The sequence below is a fragment of the Pseudoalteromonas sp. A601 genome, from assembly GCF_002165575.1.
Classification (GTDB): domain Bacteria; phylum Pseudomonadota; class Gammaproteobacteria; order Enterobacterales; family Alteromonadaceae; genus Pseudoalteromonas.
In genome coordinates this window covers 17,914-44,673 of the sequence record NZ_MXQF01000008.1, presented here as the reverse complement: position 1 = coordinate 44,673, position 26,760 = coordinate 17,914, and the positions used below count along the sequence as shown (strand labels likewise).

Annotated in this window: 29 protein-coding genes; 19 read left to right on the top strand and 10 right to left on the bottom strand. The window is 40.4% G+C overall.

All coding sequences use genetic code 11. The annotated features are described in order from the left end of the window. Window positions 1-217: 217 nt before the first annotated feature. The 5 genes from B5G52_RS08210 to B5G52_RS08190 all read right to left on the bottom strand — a co-directional run bounded on the left by B5G52_RS08210 (window position 218) and on the right by B5G52_RS08190 (window position 5,856). The gene (locus B5G52_RS08210; protein ID WP_087532172.1) at window positions 218-1,942 is read right to left on the bottom strand and encodes a proline--tRNA ligase; all 1,725 of its coding nucleotides are present in this window, start codon (window positions 1,940-1,942) and stop codon (window positions 218-220) included. 90 nt (window positions 1,943-2,032) lie between these two features. After that, window positions 2,033-2,737 (bottom strand): tRNA (N6-threonylcarbamoyladenosine(37)-N6)-methyltransferase TrmO, encoded by a 705-nt coding sequence (gene tsaA / locus B5G52_RS08205; RefSeq protein WP_087532171.1) that lies wholly within the window; start codon window positions 2,735-2,737, stop codon window positions 2,033-2,035. Between the two features lie 95 nt (window positions 2,738-2,832). After that, a complete protein-coding gene (locus tag B5G52_RS08200; protein ID WP_087532170.1) occupies window positions 2,833-3,405 on the bottom strand; it encodes an outer membrane beta-barrel protein in 573 nt (190 codons plus the stop codon). 235 nt (window positions 3,406-3,640) lie between these two features. Next, complete coding sequence (locus B5G52_RS08195) at window positions 3,641-4,111, bottom strand: acyl-CoA thioesterase (RefSeq protein WP_087532169.1); 471 nt, start codon at window positions 4,109-4,111, stop codon at window positions 3,641-3,643. Between the two features lie 98 nt (window positions 4,112-4,209). After that, on the bottom strand, window positions 4,210-5,856 hold the full coding sequence (locus tag B5G52_RS08190; RefSeq protein ID WP_087532168.1) for an electron transfer flavoprotein-ubiquinone oxidoreductase: 1,647 nt from the start codon (window positions 5,854-5,856) through the stop codon (window positions 4,210-4,212). Window positions 5,857-6,052: 196 nt separating this feature from the next. On the opposite strand from B5G52_RS08190, the gene B5G52_RS08185 reads away from it, so the two are divergent. Continuing rightward, entirely contained in the window at window positions 6,053-6,802 is a 750-nt protein-coding gene (locus tag B5G52_RS08185; RefSeq protein ID WP_087532167.1) for an electron transfer flavoprotein subunit beta/FixA family protein, read from the top strand. Window position 6,803: 1 nt separating this feature from the next. Continuing rightward, on the top strand, window positions 6,804-7,730 hold the full coding sequence (locus B5G52_RS08180) for an electron transfer flavoprotein subunit alpha/FixB family protein (protein WP_087532166.1): 927 nt from the start codon (window positions 6,804-6,806) through the stop codon (window positions 7,728-7,730). A gap of 133 nt (window positions 7,731-7,863) precedes the next feature. Here the strand turns inward: B5G52_RS08180 and B5G52_RS08175 are convergent, their stop codons facing one another. From B5G52_RS08175 to B5G52_RS08160, 4 genes are read right to left on the bottom strand one after another with little or no spacing between them, the layout of a single operon-like run. Then, complete coding sequence (locus tag B5G52_RS08175; protein WP_087532165.1) at window positions 7,864-8,868, bottom strand: BtrH N-terminal domain-containing protein; 1,005 nt, start codon at window positions 8,866-8,868, stop codon at window positions 7,864-7,866. An 8-nt stretch (window positions 8,869-8,876) separates the two neighbouring features. Further along, window positions 8,877-9,278 carry a hypothetical protein gene (locus B5G52_RS08170; RefSeq protein WP_087532164.1) on the bottom strand — a complete coding sequence of 134 codons (402 nt, stop codon included), beginning with the start codon at window positions 9,276-9,278 and terminating at the stop codon, window positions 8,877-8,879. 12 nt (window positions 9,279-9,290) lie between these two features. Continuing rightward, window positions 9,291-10,445: a beta-ketoacyl-ACP synthase III gene (locus tag B5G52_RS08165; protein ID WP_087532163.1), complete on the bottom strand. Its 1,155-nt coding sequence runs from the start codon at window positions 10,443-10,445 to the stop codon at window positions 9,291-9,293. Window positions 10,446-10,454: 9 nt separating this feature from the next. Next, on the bottom strand, window positions 10,455-11,375 hold the full coding sequence (locus B5G52_RS08160) for a hypothetical protein (protein ID WP_087532162.1): 921 nt from the start codon (window positions 11,373-11,375) through the stop codon (window positions 10,455-10,457). Between the two features lie 83 nt (window positions 11,376-11,458). Between B5G52_RS08160 and B5G52_RS08155 the strand changes: the two genes are divergently transcribed. Further along, window positions 11,459-11,899, top strand: coding sequence for a DUF2141 domain-containing protein (locus B5G52_RS08155; RefSeq protein WP_087532161.1), 441 nt, complete (start codon window positions 11,459-11,461; stop codon window positions 11,897-11,899). Between the two features lie 54 nt (window positions 11,900-11,953). On the opposite strand, the gene B5G52_RS08150 is transcribed toward B5G52_RS08155, so the two are convergent. Then, entirely contained in the window at window positions 11,954-12,772 is an 819-nt protein-coding gene (locus tag B5G52_RS08150) for a HEAT repeat domain-containing protein (RefSeq protein WP_087532160.1), read from the bottom strand. A 240-nt stretch (window positions 12,773-13,012) separates the two neighbouring features. On the opposite strand from B5G52_RS08150, the gene B5G52_RS08145 reads away from it, so the two are divergent. The 16 genes from B5G52_RS08145 (at window position 13,013) to hutH (ending at window position 26,751) form a co-directional block, all read left to right on the top strand. Continuing rightward, window positions 13,013-15,046 (top strand): FAD-dependent oxidoreductase, encoded by a 2,034-nt coding sequence (locus tag B5G52_RS08145; RefSeq protein ID WP_087532159.1) that lies wholly within the window; start codon window positions 13,013-13,015, stop codon window positions 15,044-15,046. Window positions 15,047-15,089: 43 nt separating this feature from the next. Further along, entirely contained in the window at window positions 15,090-16,013 is a 924-nt protein-coding gene (locus B5G52_RS08140) for an ABC transporter ATP-binding protein (RefSeq protein ID WP_087532158.1), read from the top strand. After that, window positions 16,007-17,170, top strand: a complete 1,164-nt coding sequence (locus B5G52_RS08135) for an ABC transporter permease (protein WP_087532157.1) — start codon at window positions 16,007-16,009, stop codon at window positions 17,168-17,170. Before B5G52_RS08140 ends, B5G52_RS08135 begins: the two co-directional genes overlap by 7 nt. After that, a complete protein-coding gene (locus tag B5G52_RS08130) occupies window positions 17,161-17,433 on the top strand; it encodes an acyl carrier protein (RefSeq protein ID WP_087532156.1) in 273 nt (90 codons plus the stop codon). Before B5G52_RS08135 ends, B5G52_RS08130 begins: the two co-directional genes overlap by 10 nt. Further along, window positions 17,433-18,518: a beta-ketoacyl synthase N-terminal-like domain-containing protein gene (locus B5G52_RS08125; protein ID WP_087532155.1), complete on the top strand. Its 1,086-nt coding sequence runs from the start codon at window positions 17,433-17,435 to the stop codon at window positions 18,516-18,518. The genes B5G52_RS08130 and B5G52_RS08125 overlap by 1 nt, the downstream gene beginning before the upstream one ends. Beyond that, window positions 18,519-19,043, top strand: a complete 525-nt coding sequence (locus B5G52_RS08120) for a hypothetical protein (protein WP_087532154.1) — start codon at window positions 18,519-18,521, stop codon at window positions 19,041-19,043. A gap of 82 nt (window positions 19,044-19,125) precedes the next feature. Then, window positions 19,126-19,857, top strand: coding sequence for a beta-ketoacyl synthase chain length factor (locus B5G52_RS08115; RefSeq protein ID WP_176372527.1), 732 nt, complete (start codon window positions 19,126-19,128; stop codon window positions 19,855-19,857). Then, a complete protein-coding gene (locus B5G52_RS08110) occupies window positions 19,836-20,630 on the top strand; it encodes a 1-acyl-sn-glycerol-3-phosphate acyltransferase (protein ID WP_087532152.1) in 795 nt (264 codons plus the stop codon). The genes B5G52_RS08115 and B5G52_RS08110 overlap by 22 nt, the downstream gene beginning before the upstream one ends. Beyond that, complete coding sequence (locus B5G52_RS08105; RefSeq protein ID WP_087532151.1) at window positions 20,623-20,880, top strand: phosphopantetheine-binding protein; 258 nt, start codon at window positions 20,623-20,625, stop codon at window positions 20,878-20,880. The genes B5G52_RS08110 and B5G52_RS08105 overlap by 8 nt, the downstream gene beginning before the upstream one ends. A gap of 51 nt (window positions 20,881-20,931) precedes the next feature. Beyond that, window positions 20,932-21,186 (top strand): acyl carrier protein, encoded by a 255-nt coding sequence (locus B5G52_RS08100; RefSeq protein WP_087532315.1) that lies wholly within the window; start codon window positions 20,932-20,934, stop codon window positions 21,184-21,186. Then, on the top strand, window positions 21,186-21,752 hold the full coding sequence (locus B5G52_RS08095; protein ID WP_087532150.1) for a hypothetical protein: 567 nt from the start codon (window positions 21,186-21,188) through the stop codon (window positions 21,750-21,752). Before B5G52_RS08100 ends, B5G52_RS08095 begins: the two co-directional genes overlap by 1 nt. Next, window positions 21,736-23,076 carry an AMP-binding protein gene (locus B5G52_RS08090; RefSeq protein WP_087532149.1) on the top strand — a complete coding sequence of 447 codons (1,341 nt, stop codon included), beginning with the start codon at window positions 21,736-21,738 and terminating at the stop codon, window positions 23,074-23,076. Before B5G52_RS08095 ends, B5G52_RS08090 begins: the two co-directional genes overlap by 17 nt. Then, the gene (locus B5G52_RS08085; RefSeq protein ID WP_087532148.1) at window positions 23,069-23,425 is read left to right on the top strand and encodes an acyl-CoA synthetase; all 357 of its coding nucleotides are present in this window, start codon (window positions 23,069-23,071) and stop codon (window positions 23,423-23,425) included. The genes B5G52_RS08090 and B5G52_RS08085 overlap by 8 nt, the downstream gene beginning before the upstream one ends. Window positions 23,426-23,437: 12 nt before the next feature. Further along, on the top strand, window positions 23,438-24,175 hold the full coding sequence (locus B5G52_RS08080) for a glycosyltransferase family 2 protein (RefSeq protein ID WP_087532147.1): 738 nt from the start codon (window positions 23,438-23,440) through the stop codon (window positions 24,173-24,175). 15 nt (window positions 24,176-24,190) lie between these two features. Then, the gene (locus B5G52_RS08075; protein WP_087532146.1) at window positions 24,191-25,180 is read left to right on the top strand and encodes a family 2 glycosyl transferase; all 990 of its coding nucleotides are present in this window, start codon (window positions 24,191-24,193) and stop codon (window positions 25,178-25,180) included. A gap of 20 nt (window positions 25,181-25,200) precedes the next feature. Then, window positions 25,201-26,751 carry a histidine ammonia-lyase gene (hutH, locus tag B5G52_RS08070; protein WP_087532145.1) on the top strand — a complete coding sequence of 517 codons (1,551 nt, stop codon included), beginning with the start codon at window positions 25,201-25,203 and terminating at the stop codon, window positions 26,749-26,751. Window positions 26,752-26,760: the final 9 nt, after the last annotated feature.

Here is a 26,760-nt window from a genome sequence, read left to right as displayed (position 1 = left end):
CATGAGGATATAAATTAATGCAGTTGAATTTAAAAATATAAGCGATCAGGTCATTGAGAATGTCACTTTATCTGTCATTACTACAGGTGGCTATGTTTTTTGCAGTGTAGTAGATGCGAATAATCGTTATGGGACAGGTCGAAATAGCCGTGGAGGCAATTACATAGCCAATAAAAAACCGCGTTAAGCGGTTTTTTAAAATGATGGCAGCAAATAATCAGGCGTTTAATGCAGCTTTAATTGTCTGCACAGCAGTATCTAAATCAAGTATAAGCTTTTCGCCAGTTTGGCGATTTTTCAGCTCAACTTTGTTTTCATCTAGATTACGTTCACCTATCACTAAAGTAAACGGTACCCCAAGTAATTCCATATCATTAAACATGACTCCTGGGCGTTCTTTACGATCATCAAATAAAACGTCAAGCCCTGCTGCTTTTAGTTCATCGTAAAGGTTATTTGCAATATCTGGAATACGATGTGACTTATGCATATTCATCGGTACTATTGCCAAGTCAAATGGGGCAATTGGCTGTGGCCACTTAATACCATATTGGTCATTATTTTGTTCAATGGCAGCGGCAACAATGCGTGAAACACCAATACCGTAACAACCCATAGTCATAACTTGGTTTTTACCAGATTCGCTCAAGACACCAGCTTTCATTGCTTCTGAGTATTTTGTGCCTAGCTGGAAAATATGGCCTACTTCAATACCACGTTTAATTTGCAATGTACCTTGGCCACATGGACTCGGATCGCCCTCAACAATGTTTCGAAGATCGGCGACTTCATAGTTTGATACATCACGATCCCAGTTAATGCCGCTGTAATGTTCGTCATCTTTGTTAGCACCGGCTACAAAATCAGCCATTACATTGGCTGTACGATCAACAATTATTGGCATAGTCAAACCAACAGGGCCAAGGGAGCCAGGTTTTGCACCAATTGCAGCAACAATTTCTGCTTCAGGTGCCATTTCAAGTGGCGAATGTACTAGTGGGTGGTTTTGAGCCTTTAATTCGTTTAACTCATGATCGCCTCGCAGAACAAGGGCAACCAAATCACGTTGACCATTCTCATCAGCCACACCATAGACAATCAAGGTTTTAACGCCGCGATGAGGCTTCACGCCGTAGTGTTTTTTCAGCTCACTAATTGTTTTAGCATCCGGTGTTGGAAATGCTTTTAATTCTTTACTTGGGGCTGGGCGTTCTTCACTTGGTGCAAGCGCTTCTGCTTTTTCAATATTTGCTGCGTAGTCACCCACATCACTAAACGCAATCGCATCTTCACCAGACTCAGCAAGCACATGAAATTCATGTGATAAGCTACCACCAATTGATCCTGTGTCAGCTAATACCGGGCGATAATCTAAATTTAAACGCTCAAAAATATTACAATACGCTTTGTGCATAATTTTATATGTAGTATCAAGGCACTCTTCACTTAAGTGAAAAGAGTATGCATCTTTCATGGTAAATTCACGAGCCCGCATTACACCAAAACGAGGGCGACGTTCATCACGTACTTTAGTTTGTACTTGATAAAGTGTTAACGGAAGCTGCTTGTATGAACTTATTTCTTTACGAACAAAGTCAGTGATAACTTCCTCGTGAGTAGGGCCAAGCGCAAAAGGGCGGTTATGTCGGTCATTAAACCGAACTAGCTCATCACCAAACTGGTCCCAACGACCAGACTCTTGCCATAAGTCTGCAGGTTGAATAACAGGCATCAACATTTCAATTGCACCTGCTTTGTCCATTTCTTCACGAACGATATTTTCGACTTTACGTAACACGCGTAAACCAGAGGGTAGCCACGTATATAAACCCGACGCAACGCGGCGGATCATGCCGGCTCTAAGCATTAATTGATGCGATATTATTTCAGCATCAGACGGCGTTTCTTTAAGTGTAGCGAGTATATATTGACTGGTACGCATGTTTTTTCCGATAGTTATAAAATTATTATTTCAATAAGAGCCACAGTTTAGCAGCGGTTGCTTTTACACTAAAGCGCTAAGTGACATTTTCTATATTTTTTCTATATGACTGACATAGTTGTGTTCGTTATTAACTTGCCAGCGAATGTTAAATTCATATAAGGTCATGCCATAATTTTGCTCGCCATCTTTTTGTTTTTTATACGCGGGACGAGGGTCTTGCTTAAGCACATTTTCGATAAACTCTTTAAGCTCGGGATATTGCTTTTGCTGAGCAATAAATTGAGTAGCAGATTCACTAAAATCGACACTCATTTGTGTTTCTGGCCTTACATCAGCAAACCCTGCACTTGCATCGGTCATTGCATCAGAGTAAGGCAAATAAGGTTTGATGTCTAAAATTGGCGTGCCATCGAGCAAATCGATACCTGAGAGTAGCAGGCTGAGCTGACCATTTACATATTCGATACCTTCAAGCTTAACAGCGCTCATACCGATAGCGTTTGGCCGAAATGTTGCACGAGTGGCAAATACGCCTTTGCGGTCATTTCCTCCTAAACGCGGCGGCCTTACCATAGCAGAGTAGCCTTTATCAGCCGTTTCATGAAAACGAAAAAGCAGCCAAATATGAGAGAAGTCATCCAAACCTCTGACAAATTCTTCCCGATTGAAATCAGCACAAAATACAAGTTTTGCCTTTGCTTGTGGTACTAATCTAGGTTGGCGGGGGATTGCAAACTTTTGCTTATATGGAGAGTGAATATGGCCTACGGCCGTTAACTGATAGTCGCTCATAAAACCAATTTTTTGTTTATTTTGCGTTATTCTAACCGTAAAAGACAGAAAAAGGCAGCTGATGCTGCCTTTTAATATTAAACCGAGTGGTCTAATTAAAACATATACTGAACTGAGACAGAAGCGACATCCATATCTGGATCAATATCGTCTTCTAATTTATAACGCTCATACTCTAAACGCATTTGTATATTTTGCGTAAACGCATACTCAATACCTGCACCATAGAATACATCGCCACCATCTTGATCAACCGACACACTTCCAATTGCAGGAATGTCCTGAGTTACTTCAGCATCCCATTCAAGCCAACCACCTTTTGCGTAAATGGAAAAGCTTTCTGTAAGTGGGGCTGCCAAGCGTGCTGCAAGCGACACACCATCAACCTCAGCATAACTATCGATATCACTTACTTCATCAAAATTCTGATAAGCAAGTTCTACACTCACGTATTTATTAAATTGAGCACCCACGTAACCTTTTAGCATTTGTGAGTCGTCATCAAAGTCTGTATCGTTTTCTGAGTCTTCAAACTCAAAAGAATATTGTCCATAGCCGATACCAGTATAAATGCTCGGCATATCTATATCAGTTACTTCTGCGTGAGCCGCGTTGTTAAAACCAAATAGGGCAAGTGCAACAGCAGAAATTGAAAGTGATTTAATCATTTAATAGCTCCTTTACAAAATAAAAAATAAATAACTTTTCGTTATTCGTCGTTTAGTCATTTGTTTAGGAGCATCTATTGTGCCAACAATAAGGAGCTTAAAAAATTTTCTAATTTTATGTTTTATATGATTTTCTCGGTATTCGCTGTTATTTTGAACGCGCGTTCAGTTTCATCGATGCAGCTTTTTCAAAGGGCTTTGTAAGTTTTACTTGCTCAATTAATACTGTAACGCTTTAAGGTGCTGATTTATGCAATAGCGTTTCTGTTTCAATCGCAATTTCTTTCATTTTTATTGCATAGTTTTCCAGCTGCTTGTCGTCTTTTGTTACAGCAGTAAAAGGTGGAACAGCTACTGGGTAGCCTGTTTCATCCATTGCAATGAAGCTAATAATACAATGATTTGTTTCAACTAAATTTTGAGTTTTAGGATCGCCACAACGCACTTGTATAAAAATTTGCATACTTGTTTTGCCAGTGTGCGCTATTTTAGCTTCAACTTCGACTATTTGACCCACAAGGATAGGGCGTCTAAATTTAACTCCAGCGACAGATACTGTGACGCAGTAATGCCCGCTCCAACCCGCGGCACAGGCATAACCTGCTTGGTCAATCCACTTCATGACAACACCGCCATGGACTTTCCCTCCAAAGTTAACATCGGTTGGCTCTGCTAAAAAACGAAATACGACACTTGATGACGGCATACTCTAACTCTCTTATTATTTCTCGACATTATTGAGCATAGCGCAAAAAAGGGGCCGAAGCCCCTGCAATTTAGGATTAGTTTATAAATTAGAGGTATTTACATATTAGGGTAGTTGGGGCCTCCAGCACCTTCAGGGGTGATCCAGGTTATGTTTTGGCTTGGATCTTTAATATCACAGGTTTTACAATGCACACAGTTTTGAGCATTAATAACAAACTCATCTTTGCCTTCAATTTCTTGTACTTCATAAACACCTGCAGGGCAGTAGCGCTGTGCCGGTTCATCAAATTTAACTAAATTAACATCAATTGGAATAGCCGTGTTTTTTAACTGTAAATGGCACGGTTGCGATTCTTCATGATTGGTATTTGATAAAAACACCGAGGAGAGTTTATCAAAGCTAATCTGACCATCTGGTTTTGGGTAATTAATTTTATCCACTGTATGTTGGTCAACTAATGTTGCATGATCAGGTGTATGGTCCTTGAAATTAAAAGGTAGGCCTCCTGCAAAAATATTTTGGTCAAGGGTATTGTAAGCCCCGCCAATAAATTTCCCCAATTTATGCATAACTGGGCCGAAGTTTCGTGATTGATACAACTCTTTATATGCCCAGCTTAGTTTGAAGGCTTCGCAATACTGTTTTAAGTTAGTGTGTTGCTGGCCGCTTTCTATGGCTGAAAAAATAATCTCTGCTGCAATCATGCCTGACTTCATTGCCGTGTGATTGCCTTTAATTTTTGCAAAGTTCAGTGTACCTGCATCACAGCCGACTAATAAACCGCCAGGGAAGTGCATTTTGGGTAATGAGTGTAGTCCACCTTTGGCAATTGCACGAGCACCATAAGCAATACGTTCACCCCCTTGGAGAACTTCTTTAAAGACTGGGTGATGTTTCATCCGTTGAAACTCATCAAATGGGCTTAAATGTGGATTTGAATAATTTAAATCCACAATTAAACCTACGACAACTTGGTTATTTTCACTGTGGTACATGAATGCACCGCCATTAGTATCACTTGCTAATGGCCAGCCAGTACCGTGTACAACAGTCCCTTCTTTATGTTTAGATGGGTCTATTTGCCAAATTTCTTTGAACCCTAACCCATAATGTTGTGGTGAAGCATCTTTATCGAGTGCAAAACGATTTATTAGTTGTTTACCTAAGTGCCCACGGCAACCTTCTGCGAATACAGTGTACTTGGCACGCAGTTCCATACCAGGCATATAGCCATCTTTTTCGTTGCCGTCTTTATCAACACCCATATCGCCAGTGATAATGCCTTTTACTGTATCATCTTCAATTATTAACGAGTGAGCACTAAAACCAGGGAAGATCTCGACGCCTAAACTTTCTGCTTGCTCAGCCAACCAACGGCACACGTTGCCCATAGAGACAATATAATTACCTTCATTATGGAATGTTTTGGGAGTGGCAAAATGAGGAATAGAGGTTGCTTTATTTTCATTATTGAACCAATAAATCTCATCAGAAGTTACTTTTGTACTCACTGGTGCCCCTAATTCCTGCCAGTTCGGTAATAACTCATCTAAAGCGGTGGTTTCAAAAATAGCTCCCGAAAGTACATGGGCGCCGACCTCTGAGCCTTTTTCAACAACACAGATCATGCACTCTTGTTCTTTTTGTTGTGCTTGTTGCGCTAATTTAATCGCCGTTGATAGCCCCGCAGGGCCTGCTCCCACGATAACTACATCAAATTCCATGGTTTCGCGTTCGACCATAATAACCTCTTGTGTGTGACGGACCTGCACCTTAAAACAAGGAAATTTCATACTTGCAAATGAAACGTTACAGGCTTTGGATAGTTTAAGGTTATTTTAGGTTGACGTTTACGTCAACAGGAAGTAGTCTGAAATCATAAAATAAATAGGTTGACGTAAACGTTAGCTTGTAGGTTTAAATAATCAGGGAGTTCCTATGAAAGTTCTCGTTCCAATAAAAAGAGTCATCGACTATAACGTTAAAGCTCGCGTTAAATCCGATAATAGCGACGTTGATCTTACTAATGTAAAAATGGCGATGAATCCATTTTGTGAAATTGCGATTGAAGAAGCTATTCGTTTAAAAGAAGCAGGCACTGCAACCGAAGTTGTCGCTGTGACTATCGGCACAAAAGCCTCTCAAGAACAGCTTCGTACAGCGCTTGCACTCGGAGCAGATAAAGCCATTCATATTGAAACAGATGAGAAACTAGAATCACTTCATGTTGCTAAATTACTGGCTAAAATAGTTGAGCAAGAATTACCTGAGTTGGTTATTTTAGGTAAACAGTCAATCGATTCAGATAATAACCAAACAGGTCAAATGCTCGCTGCGCTAACAAATCGTGGGCAAGGTACGTTTGCATCTAAGGTTGATATCGAAAATGCAACGGTCAAAGTGACCCGTGAAGTGGATGGTGGCTTACAAACGGTAGAATTAAAACTACCCGCAATAGTCACAACTGATTTACGCTTGAACGAACCTCGTTATGCGTCATTACCTAATATTATGAAAGCCAAACGTAAGCCGCTTGAGGTAATTGCTGCCGATAGCCTAGGTGTTGATTTAGCGCCACGAACGCAATTGGTTTCAGTCTCAGAGCCAGCAAAACGCAGTGGTGGTATTATTGTTGATGATGTTGCCCAATTAGTTGAAAAACTAAAAACAGAAGCGAAGGTGATTTAACATGAAAACATTAGTAATAGCCGATCATGATAATGGTATTTTAAAACCAGAAACTTCTAAAACAATTAATGCGGCAGTGAAGTTAGGCAATTCAATCGATGTGCTAGTTGTTGGTGAAAATATCAATGAAATGGCTACTCAAGTTGCGTCAATCGATGGTGTAAGCAAGGTACTAGTAGCTGATCATTCAGTTTATGCCCATCAATTAGCAGAAAATACCGCCGAGCTGGTTATATCACTTGCGGAAGCTTATTCGCACATCGTTGCAAGTGCAACAACCACGGGTAAAAACTTTATGCCCCGGGTTGCAGCTTTATTAGATGTTGCTCAAATTTCAGAAATTATCGATATCGTGGATGCAGACACGTTTAAGCGTCCGATTTATGCAGGCAATGCAATCGCAACAGTAAAATCACTTGATAGTAAAAAAGTAATCACAGTGCGAGCAAGTAGCTTTGATTTACAAACAGAACAAGCTGCTGTAACAGTTTCAACTATAGATAGTGCTATTGATAATCAATCAAGTAGCTTTGTAAGTGTTGAACAAACTGAGTCTGAACGTCCAGAGTTAACAGCCGCAGAGGTGGTTATTTCTGGCGGCCGTGGTATGCAAAATGGTGAAAACTTTGCGCTCCTAAATGGCATTGCCGATAAGCTAGGTGCCGCAATTGGTGCATCACGTGCTGCTGTTGATGCCGGTTTTGTACCGAACGACATGCAAGTAGGGCAAACGGGTAAAATTGTCGCACCTAACTTGTATATAGCAGTTGGTATAAGTGGTGCGATCCAGCATCTAGCTGGTATGAAAGACTCCAAAGTCATTGTCGCAATAAATAAAGATCCAGATGCGCCAATTTTTCAAGTTGCTGATTATGGTCTAGTGGCTGATTTATTCGAGGTATTACCGCAACTTGAAACCGCCCTATAAATCTATTCTGGTTGTTAAAAGCTGTTGCACTTGTTAAGTGCACAGCTTTTTTCAAGTCAAATTACTTTAACTCTCTATAGAACGGGTAATACCTAGCTAAAAATTCATAATTATAGCTAGATAAGTGGTCTCGTTAGAGAAGGGCATTTTGTAATAATTTACTTAACTTTGCTTCTTGCTCAGCAACTTGCTCTAATTTCGCTGCTATATCATGCAGGGTGACGTCGCTGCGTTTTTTACAGTATTTGACTGCTAACATGGCAAACTCGCGCCATAAATCACCTACCTGTGTTGTATGCTCTGCACATTCTTTTAATGCTGGAGTGTTTGTCAGCTCGCTGGCTTGTGTTAAAAAGCTGGCGTACATAAATCTAAAGCCAGCGCCACCGGTGCCAATTTCCTCTTGCATTCGTACGATGTGCGCTAAATATAAACGTGTGTATTTTGCTGGCTTTTTATCAAGTTGACGTATTTGTTTTGCCATGTGGCGAATGCCTTTCAGGCCAAAGTAAGGTAACACTAGACCATTCATCATCTTAGCGGTTTTTTTGATTGCAGGCTTTATTGCTGGGGCTAAGTCACATTGGCTTGGCGCTGAGCGAATCACATACATTAAGCCTTTTGCAGCCAATGCACCTTTGGCAAAGCGGGCATTTTTTAAATCATCGTATGCGCAAGTAACAGGGTTCTCAAAAACCGGATCGCTGATCAAGTAATCACCTTGCTCGGTTTTACCATACACCACCAAATTATGGGCATTAAAGTGAAAGCGCATATCCTCAGGGAAGTAGGGTAACCAATAAACTGAGCTTTGTAGGCCCACTAAATTGCCTTTTTCAAGCTCGTCATCAAGTGCTTGCATACCGGCTTCTGGAGTTGAAAACTTGCGGCTTTCTAATTCTATATTTAACTTTTTACATACCTTTTTGATGATGGTTTTTGGTGGCATGCGGTAGGCGATTAATGGCATACCACTAATTTTAACAAAAGGTAAATAAGCAAAAGTAAGCGCCGATGCAAGCCCAAATGCCATTGGCTCGCTCATGTCTATGCCTTTACTTTGCAATAGCGTAGCCACTACGCCAGTTTCACAATGCGAAGATTGCTGGTGGTTTATTGGTAAAATAATATCAGGCATGAAAGTATCTATTGTGAGGGCAAAGTCAGCAATGCTTCGCGGCTAATTTTTAAGGTGTCGCAGTAGCGATTAAGTTTTTTATCAGACAATTTTGCAAACACCGCAGGGCGTAAATGACGTTTAATTTGCCATTGAAAAAAACCACTGGCGCCAGCGAGTGTGGGAATATCGAAGCGTCTAGCTAACATATGATAAGCTAATGGCGACACTTCACCACGTTGCGCTTGTGCTAGGGCTTCGTTGGTTTGCTCGTTTAAATCGTCAACAGCCAGTTGGGTGGCAAAACTTTCTACTTCCCAACCCGATGATTTTACGCCTTCATAATGGCCGCTCTCATCCACGGCGTAAACAAGTTTATTTTGGCCTTGATAGGTTTTACTGTTGTCTTGGGGCACATCGTGTTTTTTCACAGGCGACTCACATTATTTGTTAATAACGGTTAACTGCATAAAAGCACTAGAAAAACGGCCGCTTTCTGGTACATAACACAATAGTGTTTGTCCATCAGTTAATTGACCTGATTTAAACAGTTCATCAAGCATAATAAAGATCGACGCAGAGCCAGTATTGCCTTTTTGCGTTAAATTTGTGAACCATTTGTCGTACGGAATTTGGAAGTCTATATTGCAAAGCCCATCGAATAAACGCTCACGAAAATAACCCGAAGAATAATGCGGCAGGAAAAAGTCATAATCACAGGCTTTAATGCCTCGCTTTTGAACTATTTTTCTCAGCGCGTCTTCTACGGTGTATTTTACAATATTTTCATTTAACAGTTTTACGTCTTGTTTTACTGATAAAATAGAGTGTTGTTCACGCTCTTGTGAATCAAAACGTGTCCAGCTTTTAAGCTCACCGTCAATTTTTTCAGCGCCGGCATACATACAGGCTTCAAGTTGATCAGCATACGAAGTGACATCAATCCAGTCGATACGCAAAGATAAGCCGTGTTCGTTGGCTTTGTTACTTAATAATGCTGCACCGGCACCGTCTGAAAGCATCCAACGTAAAAAATCTTTTTCAAAGGCGATTTCAGGCTTTTGGTTTAGCATTGCAACTTTATGTTCGCTCTCAGCGTTAAAATTACGCGAATGCATGACATTTGAGGCAAGCTCACTGGCTACCACTGCGCTGTGCTGGCTTTCACCTGCTTTTACATTTAAGTATGCGTATTTAAGTGCGGTGATACCGCATAAACAAATACCAGCGGTTGAGACCACCTCAAGACTCGGATTTTTAAGCTCGCCATGAACCATCACACCGTGATTAGGCATAATTTGATCGGCCATTGAGGTACTGGCAACTAAGCAATCGAGCTGTTCAAGTTGTGTGCCTTGCTGATTAAACAAACCACGAACTGCATCCGCAGCCAATGACGCATTGGTGTAATTGTATTCACCGGTTTGTGGGTCAATGGCGTAGTATCTGGTTTTTATTTGGTTGCTTCGTAATATAACGGGTTTTGCGCGGGACCGTTGTCCGCCAACCTCACCTAAAACGACTTCCATTTCTTTATTGCTTACAGGACTATTGGGTAAGACAGCGTGTAAGTTATTTATATATACAGCATTTTCCATAACGGACGGTTACTCTCCAGATGGCTCAGCAAAATAGGCTTTTTGCTTGGCTATTCTTTTTCTAGTTAAGGGGGCAATTAATTTTTTTATTATTGCTGTTATTGGCACAACAGTAATGATTAAGGTCAGCAAAAATAACACATAGATCAATAGCCCACAACTTCGGCGCGTTGAATGCATCGGGCCAAGTGTAGTTAAAATTTTACTCCATATTCTAAAGCTATGCTGGCCTACACGTTCGCTGGCTATAAACTTTTCGTTCACCTTGACTGCGCCTAATCCTTTAAGCACGGGTTGCTCTAATATTTGCTTAGGCTCTAAGGCTAATAAGGCTTTTTTGATAGCAACACCAAAACGACTTGCTGCGGTTATTTCGTGCTCTGCTACACCCGCCGCTGGCACCCAAGATACTGATTTCTTTTTTCCTGAAAACATCCAAAGTGGTGTGGCTAAAAAGCTAAAACCGGTGCCGCATTCATCGCTTAGTACCACATTATCAATGAGCTTAGCGTTTACATTACTCAGTAGTTGTTTCATTTTCTCTTGCGCGCTTAGCCACATACCGCGACAACCAATTACGGTAATAACAGGTTTATTGTTGAGCAGCTTAATCGCTTGTTCAGACTGCATAAACGAAGATATAGGTAACGAAGGCGATAAAAACCATACTTGGTAAGTTAAAATTACCAAATCGTAGTCATCATGCTCAGGCTCTATGAGCTCCATTGGTTGTGGAGTCATTTTTACGCATTCAGGAAAAATATGAAAAAAGGTTAAAAACGGCCAAGGGAAAGGAAAAGGCTGACTCGGTTTTAAATTAAGGTAGTCGACAACTATATCGTCACCAGCTTTAATCGGTGCGACTATAGAGTCTGCTATTTGAGTGAGTTGACCCGTTTGCGAATAGTGAATAACGAGGACTTTACGCATCCTTTAACCTTTTGTAACTTCCTAAAAGTCCGCTATTATACCTAGATATAGGTACTCAAGCCATAGAAAGGAGCGTATAGGGCATGAAAAAATTCATTGGATTATTAGTCTTATGCTTAATGATGAGCCAAAGTGTCGCGGGGGAGCTGCACACACTTAAGCTATCGTTAGCAAAATTTAAACAGGTCACTGGCACGGTGCATTATCAAATTCTTGATTGCAGCAATGTGGCCTTGAGTTGGGAAAAGTTACCTAATTTACTCACCCAACAAGTAGCCGTTTCAGCCAGCTCACTTGAGCAGTCAACTTCACTGCAAGCAGGTAGCTATTGTGTACGCTTTTTTCAGGATTTAAATGGCAATGGTGAGCTAGATTTAGCTGCCAGCTCGATACCCAAAGAGCCAGTTGGTTTTTCAAATAACCCTAATTTGATGTTTGGCCAGCCATCCCCAGAAGATACTGTCTTTGAACTTAACCAAGATAGCGATATTCGCATCAAGGTTAATAATAAAAAACGCCGCTAAAATGCGGCGTTGTTATTAAGGTTTGTTGAGCTTATAACGTCTACAGACCCCGTATTATTGTAGTTGTTTTTCGACTTTGACTAGGTCAACCGTACCTGCCTGATAGTAGGGGCCTTTGCCTTCTATTTCGTCAGGACAATGCTTGCGCACTGCGCGAATAGGGCTATTTTCTTCGGCATCTTCAATTAAGGCTTTATAGCGACCGTTTTTATCTGTTGCTAAGCCTTTACATACCCATGCGAGTGTATCGTATTGATGTTGTTGCCCCGTTTTGTAGTTTTGGGCAAAATATTCAGCCAGGGTGTCGCCAACTTGTTGCGAAGGAATACCACTTGTGGTGTATTTTTGCGCGAGCATTTTGATTTCAATTAAATTTCCTGAAGCAATATCAAACATTGCTTTATCATCACCAGTTAATGATGAACCGTTTGTAGCAGGCGCTTTTTGAATGCTCTTTAAATCAATACTACCAACAACGTATTGGCTCGCATCAGTAGAGGGTAAGCTTTTTAGTGAGCGTTTCGCGTATTTACGAACTTTTTTATGAGCATCACTGTTTACAATGCTAGTGAGTAACTCTCGGTAACGTGGGTTACCTGTTTCACCTAGTGCGCGACACGCCCATGCAATGGTATCGAGTTGATAATCCGGTGCATGTAAATAGTTTTGTGCGACAAATTCGGCTAGTACATCTAACACTTGAGCATTGTTGGTATTATTAGCGACTATTGATTGTGCGGCTTTTTTTACTTCGGTTAAATCACCAGAAACTAAACGATCATAATCGCGCTGCTCTATTGTTGTAAGGGCAAATGCTGAGCTTGATAAGGTTGCTAATGTTAAGCCAACCAATAAAGGCTTGAATGAAAACATAACCATTCCTTGTTGGTAGAGTAAAATAAAATTAATAAAAACAGAGGGTACAAACGTTTTTATCCGTTAATTGAGTTTTATCATAATGCCGGTTTAGCTATTCAACAAGCCCTCATTTTTAATTTTGCCTATAAAATGCACTGTTTAATATGCTGAGAAGAAAATTAGTGGGTAATTTTTGCAGTCATTATTAAAGCTTGCTACTCTAGCGCGGTTTTGTACCACAGTTGTGTAGTTTGTATGTCATTCAGTCGATTATTTACCCCTTATCATTTAGCTTTTACTACGCTGAAAAACCGCGTGGTAATGGGGTCTATGCATACAAATTTAGAAGAGCTACCAGATGGCTTCACTCGCCTTGCTGCTTTTTACGGTGAGCGTGCGCAGGGTGGGGTCGGTTTAATAATCACAGGGGGGATTTCACCGAACCCCGAAGGCATACTGGCACCGAATAGAAGTGTACTTGATTGCCAAACTGGGGTGGCACAGCATAAGCTCATAACAGATGCCGTAAAACAACACGGTACCAAAATATGCATGCAAATACTCCACGCCGGTCGTTATGGTTATCAGCCTCAGCAAGTCGCGCCTTCGGCCATTCAGGCACCGATCAGTCCTTACACGCCCAAAGAATTAACCGCCACTGAAATTGAAAAACAAATTAATGATTTTGCGCAATGCGCAAAACTCGCTAAACAAGCAGGCTATGATGGCGTTGAGATCATGGGCTCAGAAGGTTATTTAATTAACCAGTTTATTGTTAAAGCGACCAATAAGCGTATTGATGAGTGGGGCGGGTGTTATGAAAATCGTATCCGTTTTGCGATTGAAATTGTAAAACAGGTTCGCCAAGCCGTAGGCCCTGAATTTTTATTAGTATTTAGGTTGTCATTACTGGATTTAGTTGCAGATGGCAGCACTTTTGCTGAGGTATTACAGCTTGCACATGCGCTTGATGATGCTGGAGTCGATATGCTTAACTCAGGCATAGGCTGGCATGAGTCACGTGTGCCTACCATTGTAACCAGTGTTCCTAGGGCGCTATTTACGTCATTGAGCCAACGTTTAAAGGTGGCGGTTTCGGTGCCGGTGATCACCAGTAATCGTATCAATACCCCGGAAGTCGCAGAGCAATTATTAGCGGACGAACACGCTGACTTTATTTCCATGGCGCGGCCATTTTTAGCTGACAGCCAATTTGTTGCCAAAGCACATAACAACCAAAGTGCACAGATCAATACCTGTATAGCGTGTAATCAAGCTTGCCTCGATAATATTTTTGTTAATTTACCCGCTTCATGTATCGTTAATCCTCGCGCATGTAATGAAACCTTAATGCCGACAGTTAAAGCTACACAAAGTAAACAGATAGCTATTATCGGCGGTGGGGCTGCGGGCATGGCCTGCGCAATTTATGCTGCTGAGCGAGGCCATAAAGTGAGCTTGTTTGAACAAAGCAACCAGCTGGGTGGGCAACTTTTATTAGCGGCAAATATTCCGGGTAAAGAAGAGTTTAAAGAAACATTACGGTATTTTAAAAATCGTTTATCGAGCCTTAATGTTAAAGTTTGCATGAATACACAAGCGGATACTGCAACCTTGGCTAAGTATGACCATTGTGTTGTTGCTACTGGGGTGAAGGGCTTTAAACCGGATATTGTGGGAATTGACGACCCGAAAGTGGTCGGCTATCAAGCAGTGTTAGATGGCAGTGTACCAATTAAAGGCAATGTGGCGATTGTCGGCTCTGGTGGCATAGGCTTTGATGTTGCAAGTTTTATTACTGGGACTCAATCTGGGCACAGTGTGCAACAATCTGCGCAGGATTTTTCGAATCAGTGGGGCATTGATTTAACGGTGAATTCACCGGGTGGTGTAATAAATAAACAACCGAAAGTCGATAGTGCTGATACAGCACCTAAAGTGTACTTATTACAGCGAAAACTACGAAAGCATGGGGCTGACTTGGGAAAAACCACAGGTTGGATCCACCGTGAACATTTAAAACATCAAGGTGTTAAGATGTTAGCTGCGGTAAATTACACTAAAATTGATCAACAAGGGTTACATATCAGCGTACGAAAAAGAGAGCGGATCCTGGCAGTTGACCATGTTGTGATTTGTAGTGGGCAAGAATCCGTATTACCTTGCAATCATCAGCAGCTAGATGAACTCTCTATTCCTGTAAGCTATATTGGTGGTGCATTAAAAGCCGAAAAACTAGATTTACAACGGGCTATTGGTGAGGCGTTTCACCTTGCGCAACGTTTATAATTAAAATAACAACAAGGACAGTAATCATGGCGCAGGATACCTTATGGCAAAAATAGCTCCTATCATGCTCGAGCTACAACAACTTAGCTTTGCTTACAAAAGGGCTGAACGGTTGACGGTTGATGCTGTTTCATTGCAGCTAAAACAAGGTACATGCACCGCTATTTTAGGCCCAAATGGCGCAGGTAAATCGACATTAATTTCGTTAATGACTGGCTTGTTAGCCCCTGATGCTGGACGGATAGAGTATCCGTATTATCAACAGCTAAGCCTAAAACAGGCAATAACAAAAAAAGTGGCTTTAGTACCACAAGATTTTGCCTTTTATGAAGAGCTAACTGTGTATGATAATATTGCTTTTTTTGTTTCAATAAGTGAAAAAAATAGTCGTCTACATGCGCAGTATATTGAATCAGCAATTGCAGCCTGCAATTTACAAGCGGTTTCGAATAAACGTGCAAGTACACTTTCAGGTGGCTATAAACGGCGTTTAAATATCGCGATCGCACTGAGCAAACAACCTGATATTATATTTTTAGATGAGCCGACTGTAGGTATCGATCCGCTCTCTCGTGATGCCATTATTAGTTTGTTGCAGGATTTAAAAAAACAAGGGAAAACCTTGGTTTACACCTCACACTTATTGTATGAAGTGACGCAATTATGTGACGATGTAGTGTTTATAAAAAACGGTAAAATTGTCGCCAACCAAGCTATTAACAGTGCTCAACTCACGCTTAACTTTACTACTAAAAACCGTTTATCTCAGGCGCAGTTAGCGTTATTTACAGAGCAATTAACAGTAATTAGTGAGGCTCACTATCAGTTGACTATTTCAGACACCAAGCTACTTGGCAGTCTTTTTAGCGCTTTAAGTCAGCTCAGTGATGAAATAAAGTCTGTTAATTTTTCTGATAACCAAATTGAGCAGCTTTATCGGGCGTTGTTTTCGGAGCAGGCATGTTAATTCACACACTGAAAAAAGAAGCGCGCTTAATTGCTAATGATTTACACAGTTTAGCTGTATTATTACTTATGCCTATCGTGTTCATGGTGATTATGACCATGGCAAGTAGTCAGTCACAACAAAGTATACAGCAGAACTTGATACTGTCAGTGGCGGGTGAAAATAATAGCCAACACAGCTTGGTTATTACTAAGTTACTGCAAGCACAAGGGTTTACCATTAGCGCTAATAAAAACAGAACCGAGCAAGTCAGTCAGTTGATTATCAACCCGCAGTTTGATCAACAAATCCTTATGCGACAAGGTACAAGCCAGTTACAACTTATTATAAGTGATGATCTTGCACCACAAACACGTTTATTACTGCGAGAAAAAGTTAAAGCGTGTTTAGCCCAACTGAAACTTTATTTATATATGCTCGAAACCGGTGATTTAGACGCCGATGCCGTTATTGATGAGCAAATAAACGCAGTAATAACAGCATCTGATGTCAATTATTTACTTATTGATACGCCAGCAAAAGCACTACACAACCCAGCATTAAATAGTATTCCTGCATGGTGGGTGTTTGGCGTGTATTTTATTGTGTTACCAGTCTCTTTAACTTTTATAAACGAGCGAAATAATGGCACCTTAGTACGGTTAAAAACCTACCCGATTAGCATGGCGCGTTACTTTTATAATAAAGCATGCGCCTATACACTCGTGAGTTTAGTGCAAAACGTGTTATTAGCGTTAATAGGCTGCGTGGTGATCCCTTATTGTTTAGATTTGCCGCTACTATCACTAAATAGCTTTAGCTTGTCTGTGATTGCGTTAATCACTTTGAGTGTTGCGGCTATTTCATTTGCATTATTTTTAGCCAGTTTAGTATCAAGCTATGAGCAAGCTATTGTTATTGGGGGAGGAGTGAATATCATCCTAGCGGCATTGAGTGGCTTTATGGTGCCGCTTGAGATCATGCCAAGCAATCTTGCCGCTCTGGCAAATGGTTCGCCTATGTATTGGTCAGCACAAATTTTAAGGCTGATTATGGGCGAGACAATGACACACAGTTTTTGGCATTATAGCGTATTACTTTGGGGTTTTTCATTGTCATGCTTTAGTGCCGCTCTATGGATATTTAATAAAAAAATGAGGAATTTGACATGGAATTAGCCGAGCTAAAACTACAATTAAAGCAGCTGATTATAACCGAATGTGACAAAGAGGATGATTTTGCCCCTGAAGATATTATTGACTCAGAGCCTTTATTTGGCAGTAAGTCACGCATAAATTTAGACTCATTAGATGCGTTACAGTTATCTTTAGTACTAAAGCAGCATTTTGGTATTAAAGTTGAGGGCTCGAAAGAAACCCGTAAACATTTGCAGTCTATTGATACTATTGTTGATTTTATTGTTAGTGAGCGCGCTAAATAATGACTTTACGCAGTGTCTATTTAAATGCCAGTGAAGTTATGTGTGCAGCGCTAGGCACTGAAACAAGCAATAGCGTGGTGACTAATGAAAGTGAAATAGTGGCGTTTAAATCATTTAGAGATGAAATAGACAATAGTCCGTTTGGCGACATTTTAGCTTACTTTGATCAATTGCTATTACCGCTGTTTGCAAAACTTTCATTAACTGCTGAAGATCTTAAAACGACATCTTTGTTTTTAGGTTCAACATCATTAGATATCAGTGCAGTTGATATTGGTGCCAGTGGTGAACTTTGGCTCTCTACTACCAACAAAATAAATCGTGCTTTAGTTCAGCGTTATGGACTCAATGACTTAGAATTTACTTTTAGTACGGCCTGTACCGCTAGCGCTAATGCATGTTTATACGCAACACGCTTAATTGCACAAGGTAAAATAGACAATGCGTTAGTCATTGGCTGTGAGTTTTATAATCCTTTAACAGTCGAAGGATTTAAGTCGCTAGATTTGATTAGTCAATCTGGTTTAGCTGCATTTGCTAAAGGGCGCTCCGGTCTGGTGTTAGGAGAAGGCCTTGCTGCATTGTATTTATCTGCAAACGCAGCTGAGCAGTGTCAGTTTAAGTTATTAGGTGGTGCTTCTGCGTGTGATACTTACAGTTTGACAATGACGCAAGAAGACGGCACCCATATTGCGCAAGTGATCACCGATGCGCTTTGCTATGCCGGTATTAGCGCTGACGATATTGATGTTGTAAAGATTCATGGCACAGCAACGCTTGGTAACGATGAAGCAGAGTGCAATGCCTTAACAAGGGTTTTTAACCAGCATCAACCACCTTTAATCGCTTTCAAGCCTTTTACAGGTCATACCTTGGGAGCGTGTGGTGTTATTGAAATAGCCCTGTACCAGCAATGTCAGCAACAACAAAATTACACAGTGGCAAGTTATGCTCATGATAGCAAAGAATTAATGTGGCCGTTTTATTTAAAGCCAGACTTTACACAGGTGAACACTGTACTACTTAATTACTTTGGTTTTGGTGGCAATAACGCAGCGTTAGTGATGCAAAGGCATAAGGCTTAGATGATGAACGTACTTGCAAACTCATTAGTCAGTTTAGATAAATCCCTGGATATAAAAGTACTACGCCAGCAAATAAAGCAAGAGACAGGTTTAACAGTTCGTAGAATGGATGCATTTACGCTGATTGCCTTATTGGCCGTTTTTAGGGCAAAACAGGACGTTGATTTAACCTCGCGGATTGGCTTGTACAGTTGCGCTGATTATTTTTCTAGTGATTTAATGCAATCTATGTTGCTTGATGTGCACAACCGTGAGGCCATTAAGCCGCTTAGCTTTGTTGCGAGTGTGGGCAATGCCGCTAATTACTACCTTGCCAGTGCATACTCGATTACTGGACCTAATCTATTTATCGGCTCGGATAAGTTAGGCATGAAAAAAAACCAACTGTTAGCTCAGGCTGATATTCAAAGTGGGATCATTGATATTGCTATCTTAGTAGTGTGGCAAGAAGATGACAAAACACGGCAATGTTCAGTTAAAATTATAGAAAACGCGGATTTTTCCAGCGAACGTGATAAAGATTAGTGGGTTTCCCTTGAATCAGAACATGCACAACTGTAGAATCTAGCCTCTTTTTGTCATCACCTTTGTAATAAGGATTGTTACGTTGAAATTTGCTATAAAAAAATGCATAGCTTGGGGCGACGGTAAAACCAGCGTCGAGGATTGGTATACGTTTGCTAATAATGGCAGTTTAAACACTGAAACGTTAACACTTCCTGAATTAAAACAAATGCCTGCTATGCAGCGCAGACGTCTTAGTCCATTTGCTAAATTAACGCTGCACTGCGCACTTGCTGCCAGTGAATCCTATGAACAAACAGTACCCAGCGTATTTTCGTCTCGTCACGGTGATTTACATAAAACAAGCAAATTAATTGCTGATGTGGCAAATAAAGAGGCTTTGTCTCCAACCCACTTTGGCTTATCTGTTCATAATGCTGTAGGTGGTTTATTTAGCATATTTACTGGTAATAAAGCGCCTTTATCGGCAGTGTCGGCGGGCGAAGATAGTTTTTTTATGGGTTTGGTTGATGCGGTCTCAAAATTACATGCTTACAATTATGATCGTATTTTATATGTATATAGCGATTTAGCCGTACCTGAGCAATACCAACCTTACGTACAACAAAACCCTGATAACGTCGCTGTGGCTTTATTAATAGAGAAAAGTACATCGCAAGCATGCGTTAATTTAGAGTTTACCAGCCATGACACACCTAACAGTGCTGAGTCATCGCAATTACAGGCATTGGCGTTTTTGCGTTTTTATTATTCAAACAATCAACAGTTAGTGCTTGATTCAAAACGCTATCAATGGCAGTTAAGCCACGTATGAAAGCCGCATTCATAAAACTATACCGCGTAATAGCAACGGGTAGTGCGTTTGCCTTATTTAGCGGTGGAGGCTTGGTTTTATCGGTTTTGGTGTTTTCGATTCAACGCTTACTTTATGCTGATATAAACCAACGAAATCAAGCCGCGCGCACAGCGGTGCATTATTCGTTTAAATTCTTTGTCGGTTATATGCGCCTCGTTGGTATTTTACGAATTGATCTTGATAAATTAGATACAATAAAAAATGCGAAAGGGCAGCTAATTATCGCTAATCACCCTTCTTTAATTGATGTGGTGGTACTAATTTCTATAGTCAGAAATGCCGATTGTGTCGTCAAAGCAGACCTTTGGAAAAATCCATTTTTAAAAGGTGTGGTAAAGGCTACGGGCTATATTAACAATGATGCTGATCCTGAATATTTTTTAAATCAGTGTCAGCAAAGTTTTGCCCGTGGTAATAACTTGATTGTATTCCCTGAGGGCACACGAAGTGTCCCCGGTCAGCCATGGAAATTTAAACGAGGTGTAGCAAATATAGCCCTTCGTACTGAAGTTGATATGCTGCCAATTTTGATAGATGTATCACCGGTCACGCTGACCAAGGGACAAAAGTGGTATCAAGTGACAGATCGTCGCTTTACCTTTAAAATGCGCGTGCTACCGATTTATGAGATAAAACCTTATTTACAAGGTGATCATGTAACGAACACTGTTAGACAACTTACACGCGACTTACAAGCTTATTTTAACGAGGAAAAATTAAAACATGAGTGATTTAAGCACTGAAGTAAAACAACTAATCATTGAAACTCTTGACCTAGAAGATATCGAAGCATCAGATATCAATGATGATGAAGCGTTATTCGTCGATGGTTTAGGCCTTGATTCTATTGATGCACTTGAATTAGGTGTTGCGATTAAAAAAGCTTATGACGTAAAAATTGATGGTAATACCGACGACAGTAAAAAGCATTTTTACTCGGTTAAAACCTTGTGTGATTTTATTGCCTCAACACGGGCATAATAAACGGCAGTCACTCTGCATTGTTTGGAAGTAACTATGAGTAATGAAAACATGAATAATGGCGATAAAATTTTTGCAATGCTAAGCGAAATCCTAGAGCAGGATTTTGAAATAGATGCAGAAGATATTACCCGCAGCGCGAATTTATATGAAGACCTTGATTTAGACAGCATTGATGCGGTTGACTTGGTTGTTAAATTACGTGAGCAAACTGGTAAAAAAATCGAGCCAAATGACTTTAAACAAGTGCGTACAGTGCAAGACGTCATTGATGCTGTTGAAAAACTAATGACAGCAGACGCTTAATGAACAAAGCCGTGCTAGTTGGGTTACTTTTTTTATATCCGCTAGCCGTGTATTTTGGCTTGCAGTTTAGCGAGCCTGCGTTAATTGCTGCACTCTTTATTTTAGTAATTTTAGCGCGATACTGGTTAACGAAAAGCAGTATAGTTAATTTTGCACACATGAAAATAATAACTATTAGTGGTATAGCTTTATTAGGTTTTGCGACTTTTGCTAACTCTGAATTGGCACTTAAGTTTTACCCAGTGGTAATAAGTAGCTGCTTTTTAGCTGTATTTGCGTATTCACTTTATAAACCACCTAGTTTTGTTGAAATGATTGCCAGTAAATTTGAAACGCTTGACCAGCACGGCAAGCGTTACACTCGTACAGTAACAAAAATATGGTGTGCATTTTTTATCATTAATGGATTAATTGCGACAGCAACGATTTTTCATCCAGATCCAGTGGTTTGGCTAACCTATAATGGTTTAATTTCCTATTTGTTAATGGGGACATTAATGGCTGTAGAATTTATAATAAGAAAGTTTCAAAAGGCAAAAAATAAATCAAATGAAATGGCCGACTAACAAGACCTACTTTTATTGTCAAAATCATGGCTTTGATATTTGGCAACAGCAAGTACATGCTCATGCCAGTCTATTTGCTGCGCGTGATGAACAAACATGGTTATTATTTGATGCTGACAGTTACCAGTTTAGTGTTTTATTTTTTGCATTATTAGCCGCAAACAAGTCTATTGTATTGCCACAAAATGGCCAACCAGAGCAACTTGCACAGTGCTTAGCGCAAGCTGAGGCGTTTACTGGCGTAGCCGATAACACCTACGCAGAAGTGGCTTTTAATATACACATTGGTATTGAGCAAGCGGTAAATACAGTCATTGAGGTTGATGAAAACGCCGCGATCCGATTCTTTACCTCTGGCTCAAGTGGTGTGCCAAAAGCAATTGATAAAACCTTTTCCCAGTTATTGATTGAAGTTAAAGAGCTTGAACAGCAATTTTCTGAACAAATGCAACAAACCATAATGGTTGCGACTGTGTCGCATCAGCATATTTATGGTTTATTGTTTAAGGTTTTGTGGCCACTGTATACTGGCCGCGATGTCTGTTTTAATAGCTTTGACTACCCAGAGCATTTACTGCACTTTATAAATCTACAAAATGATAGCCATGACTTTGTGGTGATTAGCAGCCCTGCTTATTATCATCGATTAGTACAAGATAATGTGCTTGTCGCTATAAAGCACAAACTACGTTGTTTATTCTCATCAGGTGGGCCACTAAAAACCGCCGCGGCAAGACAGTTGGCTTGTCAACTTGGTGATGCGCCAATAGAAGTGTTAGGCAGTACAGAAACGGGTGGCATTGCTTGGCGTAAACAAAACGCCCATGATCATTGGCAGGCTTTTTCAACAATTAAGCTTAAACTCGATGATTGTCAGCGACTTATTATTTCATCTCCTTATGTTGATAATGGGCAGTGGTATCAAACTGATGACCGGGTACAGTTATTGACAAATAATCAGTTTAATTTATTAGGTCGCGCTGACCGTATTGTCAAAATAGAAGAAAAACGTTGTTCACTCGATGAAATAAGTGTCAAAGTTAATCAATCTGATTGGGTTCTAGATAGTTATGTTTTATTACTGCAACATGATTCAAGTACGGGTAAGCGAGATGAAATTGCCGCTGTACTAGTATTAACAGAGGTTGGTGAGCAGGCATTAGAGCAGCTTGGCAAATTTAAGTTTTCTCAAGCATTAAAAACACATTTAAAAGCATTTTTCGAACCCTTAGTGATACCTAGAAAATATCGTTATTTAACTGAGTTACCATATAACTCGCAGGGTAAACTGAATAAAGCGCAGGTGGAGAAGTTGTTTGACTGATTTTGTATATAAACCGGATTGTCAGCTGATTGAGCAAAGTGAAGAACATGTTTTGCTAAAGTTAACAATTCCTGAAAATCTCTATTATTTCCAAGGCCATTTTCCGCAGGCACCTATTTTACCCGGTGTAGCGCAGCTTGACTGGGTGATGCATTATTTAACAGAGTTTATGGCGGTCGATAGCACTAAAACGATGTCGATTGATGCCCTGAAGTTTCAAATTATTGTACAGCCTAAGTATGAGGTTGATCTGCTTTTAAAAAAAATCAAAGCAAATAAATTTAGCTTTAGTTACAGTTCCACACATGGTCAGCATGCCTCTGGCAAAGTGGTACTTGCAGATGATTAAGGCGAACTGGTCATGAGCAGCCAATACGGATTTGTGATCCCAAATTACAATCATCATTTAGTTATTCGCAATACCATTGCAGATTTAGTTAGTTTTAATTTACCTATTATTTTGGTCGACGATGGTAGTAACCAACAAACTCAAACAGTGTTAGAGGATGTTGAACGAGAGTTTGCTCTAGTTACGCTTGTTCGTAGAACGAAAAACGGTGGTAAAGGCGCCGCAGTACAAACAGGGTTAGCCCATGCTCATCAAGCAGGGTGGAGTCATGCGATTCAAGTTGATGCCGATGGTCAGCACGATTTGAATGATGTAGAGCAACTAATCGCCCGCTCTAAGTTTGCTCCTACAGCGTTGATAAGTGGTCAGCCTGTTTACGATGAATCAATATCTAAAGGGCGTTATTACGGTCGCTTTATCACTCATTTTTGGGTCTATATTGAAACGCTTTCTTTCAAAATTAAAGACACTATGTGTGGCTTTCGGGTGTATCCATTAGCTGCTTATGCGCAGTTAATAAATAATACGCGCTTAGGCAATAAGATGGATTTTGATATAGAGGTCATGGTAAAGCTTTATTGGCAGGGCATACCCGTTGAGTTCATTAAAACTAAAGTATTGTACCCAGAAAATGGTGTTTCTCACTTTAATGTATGGGAAGATAACGTTTTGATATCAAAAATGCATACGCGTTTATTTTTTGGTATGTTGCTGCGTTTACCTCGGCTCATCGCGAAAAAATTTAAATAGGAAGTAATAAACACAGTGTCAGACAACAACAAACCACAGCAACCTCATAACGACAGTACTTTTCATTGGTCACAATTAAAAGAGCGTGGCTCGATGTTTGGTATCGAAGTGTTAGTGTTTATTTATAAAGTATTTGGCAAATGGCTATTTAAGGTCGTATTAACGCCAGTGATGTTTTACTTTTATATTACCGGGCGTTTATCACGACATGCGATTTGGCATTACTTAGACAATTTAAACACCAGTATGGGCGAGCAAAAGCGAGTTGGCTTAGCGCGCTTTAAACAAGGTTTTAAATTATATTTTTCATTTGGTATGGCGATACTCGATAAGTTTGATGCGTGGCTTGGTAAAGTAAATATTAAAGATATCGAAATAGCGACCCCTGACGGTTATCAAGCGTTAGTGCAAGCGAAAGGGGCGGTCATCTTTAGTGCTCATTTAGGCAATATGGAAATATGCCGCGCAATTTTTAGTATGGGTGATAATAAGCGTCCACTTAATGTGATCACTTATAATGAGCATACCCCGTCATTTAATAATTTCTTAAAGAAAGTAAACCAAGAAGCGGCCATTAATTTTATTCATATTAATAACTTCGGTCCTGATGACACGATTAAACTAAAACAAAAAATTGATGATGGTGAAGCGGTGGTCATCTTTGCTGATAGAACCTCGGTCAATAACCCAACAAGTGTGCATCAAGCACCGTTTTTAGGGGAAGAGGCGCCTTTTGCTGTTGGTCCGTTCGCACTGGCAAACATTATGGAATGCCCAGTGTTTTTGATGTTTTGCATTAATGAACACGGCCGCTATAGAACCTATATTGAGAAGTTTGCAGATCCTATTAAAGTAAAACGTAAAGAGCGCCAAGCGCATTTTCAAGCAATGGCAACTAAGTTTGCTGAGCGTCTTGAGTTTTATTGTAAAAAAGCGCCTTATCAATGGTACAATTTTTTTAATTTTTGGCAAAAAGCCAGCGACAAAGATTCAAAGCCTAGCTAAATATCTGGAGACAGTAGTAAATGGAAAACAATAAATCAACACACCTTTTATTTGGCGCAGGCCGTTTAACGATTGAAGACATTATTAGTGTTGTAAAAGAAGATCGTACCGTAGCGCTATCTGGTGATAGCCAGTTTGCTGAAAAAATTGATTCAGCCGTTGCCTTTTTAGATAAGCTTTTAGCTGAAGAAGGCCATATCTATGGTGTAACTACTGGCTATGGTGACTCGTGTACGGTAGAAATTCCATTAGCATTAGTAAATGAGTTACCTATGCACCTTACGCGCTTCCACGGTTGTGGCTTGGGGGATTTTTTTACGCCTGAACAAGGTAAATTGATTTTAGCTAGCCGTTTAGCATCATTATCACAAGGCTATTCAGGTGTTAGTTGGGATTTACTAAAACTACTCGTAGAAATGATCAACCGTGATATTATTCCTGTTATCCCACAAGAAGGTTCAGTGGGTGCTAGTGGTGATTTAACGCCGCTTTCGTACGTAGCAGGAAGCTTAATTGGTGAACGAGACACCTATTATAAAGATCAAGTTGTTAACTCATTAGCGGCCTTTAAAGAAGAAGGCCTCGAGCCTATTACCTTACGCCCGAAAGAAGGCTTAGCAATAATGAACGGCACAGCGGTGATGACAGCGCTTGCGTGTCAGGCTTATGATCGCAGTGAATACGCAAGCCGTTTGATGACGCGAATTACTGCTCTTGCAAGTATTGCACTGAAGGGTAATAGCAATCACTTTGATGATATTTTATTCAGTGTTAAACCGCATCCGGGGCAGCAAAATGTGGCAAAGCGCATTCAAACTGATTTAAATCATGTTGAACATCCGCGTAATTCACATCGTCTACAAGATCGTTATTCAATCCGTTGTGCACCTCATGTTATTGGTGTGTTAGAAGACAGCCTACCGTGGCTGAGAAACATGATTGAAAATGAACTTAATAGTGCCAATGATAATCCGATTATTGATGGTGTCGGTGAGCATGTGCTACATGGTGGCCACTTTTATGGCGGCCATATCGCCATGGCAATGGATTCAATGAAAAACTGCGTGGCTAACTTAGCAGACTTGGCTGATCGCCAAATCGCCACCTTAGTTGATGTTAAAATGAACCACGGTTTACCGTCTAACTTAAGCGCGGCTTCAAGTGAACGTCGTTTTATAAACCATGGCTTTAAAGCAATTCAAATTGGCTGCTCTGCTTGGACTGCTGAGGCGTTAAAGTTAACCATGCCTGCGAGTGTATTTTCTCGTTCAACAGAGTGCCATAATCAAGATAAAGTGAGTATGGGAACCATAGCTGCGCGTGATTGCTTACGTATTTTACAACTGACTGAGCAAGTTTTAGCTGCGACTTTACTTGCTGCAGTACAAGGTGTGCGCATCCGTATTTTAAATAATGAAATAGATGCAGACTCACTGAACCCAGAGATCGCCGCTATGATCGATGACGTTGCCAGCTTCTTTGAACTATTAGAAGAAGATCGCCCAACGGATAAATTATTACGCCAAACCATCGAGTATATTCAAACTCAACGTTGGTCGCTTTACCAATAACGCTAAGGG

Coding starts and splice junctions, on each gene's coding strand:
- B5G52_RS08210 (WP_087532172.1), bottom strand. CDS start 1,942: ATGCGTACCAGTCAATATATACTCGCTACACTTAAAGAAACGCCGTCT.
- tsaA (WP_087532171.1), bottom strand. CDS start 2,737: ATGAGCGACTATCAGTTAACGGCCGTAGGCCATATTCACTCTCCATAT.
- B5G52_RS08200 (WP_087532170.1), bottom strand. CDS start 3,405: ATGATTAAATCACTTTCAATTTCTGCTGTTGCACTTGCCCTATTTGGT.
- B5G52_RS08195 (WP_087532169.1), bottom strand. CDS start 4,111: ATGCCGTCATCAAGTGTCGTATTTCGTTTTTTAGCAGAGCCAACCGAT.
- B5G52_RS08190 (WP_087532168.1), bottom strand. CDS start 5,856: ATGGTCGAACGCGAAACCATGGAATTTGATGTAGTTATCGTGGGAGCA.
- B5G52_RS08185 (WP_087532167.1), top strand. CDS start 6,053: ATGAAAGTTCTCGTTCCAATAAAAAGAGTCATCGACTATAACGTTAAA.
- B5G52_RS08180 (WP_087532166.1), top strand. CDS start 6,804: ATGAAAACATTAGTAATAGCCGATCATGATAATGGTATTTTAAAACCA.
- B5G52_RS08175 (WP_087532165.1), bottom strand. CDS start 8,868: ATGCCTGATATTATTTTACCAATAAACCACCAGCAATCTTCGCATTGT.
- B5G52_RS08165 (WP_087532163.1), bottom strand. CDS start 10,445: ATGGAAAATGCTGTATATATAAATAACTTACACGCTGTCTTACCCAAT.
- B5G52_RS08160 (WP_087532162.1), bottom strand. CDS start 11,375: ATGCGTAAAGTCCTCGTTATTCACTATTCGCAAACGGGTCAACTCACT.
- B5G52_RS08155 (WP_087532161.1), top strand. CDS start 11,459: ATGAAAAAATTCATTGGATTATTAGTCTTATGCTTAATGATGAGCCAA.
- B5G52_RS08150 (WP_087532160.1), bottom strand. CDS start 12,772: ATGTTTTCATTCAAGCCTTTATTGGTTGGCTTAACATTAGCAACCTTA.
- B5G52_RS08145 (WP_087532159.1), top strand. CDS start 13,013: ATGTCATTCAGTCGATTATTTACCCCTTATCATTTAGCTTTTACTACG.
- B5G52_RS08140 (WP_087532158.1), top strand. CDS start 15,090: ATGGCAAAAATAGCTCCTATCATGCTCGAGCTACAACAACTTAGCTTT.
- B5G52_RS08135 (WP_087532157.1), top strand. CDS start 16,007: ATGTTAATTCACACACTGAAAAAAGAAGCGCGCTTAATTGCTAATGAT.
- B5G52_RS08130 (WP_087532156.1), top strand. CDS start 17,161: ATGGAATTAGCCGAGCTAAAACTACAATTAAAGCAGCTGATTATAACC.
- B5G52_RS08125 (WP_087532155.1), top strand. CDS start 17,433: ATGACTTTACGCAGTGTCTATTTAAATGCCAGTGAAGTTATGTGTGCA.
- B5G52_RS08120 (WP_087532154.1), top strand. CDS start 18,519: ATGATGAACGTACTTGCAAACTCATTAGTCAGTTTAGATAAATCCCTG.
- B5G52_RS08110 (WP_087532152.1), top strand. CDS start 19,836: ATGGCAGTTAAGCCACGTATGAAAGCCGCATTCATAAAACTATACCGC.
- B5G52_RS08105 (WP_087532151.1), top strand. CDS start 20,623: ATGAGTGATTTAAGCACTGAAGTAAAACAACTAATCATTGAAACTCTT.
- B5G52_RS08100 (WP_087532315.1), top strand. CDS start 20,932: ATGAATAATGGCGATAAAATTTTTGCAATGCTAAGCGAAATCCTAGAG.
- B5G52_RS08095 (WP_087532150.1), top strand. CDS start 21,186: ATGAACAAAGCCGTGCTAGTTGGGTTACTTTTTTTATATCCGCTAGCC.
- B5G52_RS08090 (WP_087532149.1), top strand. CDS start 21,736: ATGAAATGGCCGACTAACAAGACCTACTTTTATTGTCAAAATCATGGC.
- B5G52_RS08080 (WP_087532147.1), top strand. CDS start 23,438: ATGAGCAGCCAATACGGATTTGTGATCCCAAATTACAATCATCATTTA.
- hutH (WP_087532145.1), top strand. CDS start 25,201: ATGGAAAACAATAAATCAACACACCTTTTATTTGGCGCAGGCCGTTTA.